This window comes from Vibrio sp. 2096 (assembly GCF_033339595.1).
GTDB lineage: Bacteria > Pseudomonadota > Gammaproteobacteria > Enterobacterales > Vibrionaceae > Vibrio > Vibrio alginolyticus.
In genome coordinates this window covers 1-1,360 of the sequence record NZ_JAWOUX010000061.1, presented here as the reverse complement: position 1 = coordinate 1,360, position 1,360 = coordinate 1, and the positions used below count along the sequence as shown (strand labels likewise).

The window sequence follows — 1,360 nt, the reverse complement described above, 5'->3', positions numbered from 1 at the left end:
AGTACTGAACAGTACATTGGGGGAGAGCGCATAATTAAATGCAGAGAGGAAACCAATATAGCTGTCTTTCTCCGAATACAGCCCCATACCAAATAGTGCAGCTTGAGGCTGACCAACCCCTTTAGCAACCCCCGCAACTCCAACGGTACTGCCCAACGTATCGGTACTGAAATAGAACGGGACAAAGGCTGAGTCTTTCTCTGAACTTAGCGCCGGAGAAGACAAAAAAATGCTGGCAGAAAGTGCCAGCATTGAGGTGATTCGTTTATTCATGGATTACTTGGTATATTCCATTTCGACGCGAGGCGTCAATTTGGTCACCAACTCATAAGCTATCGTACCAATGTGATTCGCAACCTCTTCGACAGGTAATTCTTTACCCCAAAGAATCGCTTCGTCACTGACCTTATCTGTGGCATCAGGACCTAAATCTACCGTCAGCATATCCATTGATACTCGACCCGCAATCGGTACTGTACGCCCATTCACCCACACCGGTGTACCATTGGGTGCACTTCTTGGGTAGCCATCGCCATAGCCCACTGCGATAACACCGACTTTTGTGTCGCGTTCACTTGTCCAGATACCACCGTACCCCACGCTTTCACCTTTCTTGACTTCACGAACCGCAATAAGATGAGACTTCAACGTCATCACTGGTTGGTAACCCAAATCTTGAGCCGTTTTGTCGCTAAATGGTGATACGCCGTACATAATAATGCCCGGACGAACCCACTCTAATTGGCTTTGAGGCCATGCTAATAAACCCGCAGATGCCGCTAGCGAGCGCTCGCCCTGACAGCCCGAGGTTAATGACATAAACAGCTCAATTTGTTGCGGCGTGATGCTGCTATCAAGCTCATCCGCACAACCAAAATGACTCATGTATCGCAATGGTTTCGCCACATTCGGGCACGTTTTTAAGCGAGAAATGAATTCATCATACTGCTCAGGGCGAACACCCAAACGATGCATACCACTGTCGATCTTCAACCAAACGACCACTGGCGTTTCTAAATCCGCCTGTTCCAACGCGATAAGTTGCTCTTCACAGTGCACCACGGTTTGGATGTTGTTCGTCACTAACACAGGCAGATCGCCCGGCGAATAAAAACCTTCGAGTAAGAGAATTGGCTTTACCACGCCACAAGCGCGCAGTTGCAATGCTTCTTCAATGCGAGCCACACCAAAGGCATCGGCATGGTTAGCATGTTTCGCCACATGACGTAGACCATGGCCATAACCGTTGGCTTTCACTACCGCCATCACTTTACTTTCTGGTGCTTGCGCTTTCACACGCTGCAAGTTGTGCTGCAACGCAGACAAGTCAATGCATGCTTTTGCGGCTTTCATGTAGCTC

The 1,360-nt window shown here is 48.8% G+C and carries 1 protein-coding gene and 1 pseudogene; both read right to left on the bottom strand.

Features of this window, described 5'->3' with window-relative positions:
• Positions 1–273: pseudogene (locus tag R7Q41_RS24035) on the bottom strand (hypothetical protein); the annotation flags it as partial.
• 3 nt (positions 274–276) lie between these two features.
• The coding region (alr, locus tag R7Q41_RS24030) for an alanine racemase (RefSeq protein ID WP_318144709.1) at positions 277–1,360 on the bottom strand (1,084 nt) is incomplete at its 5' end.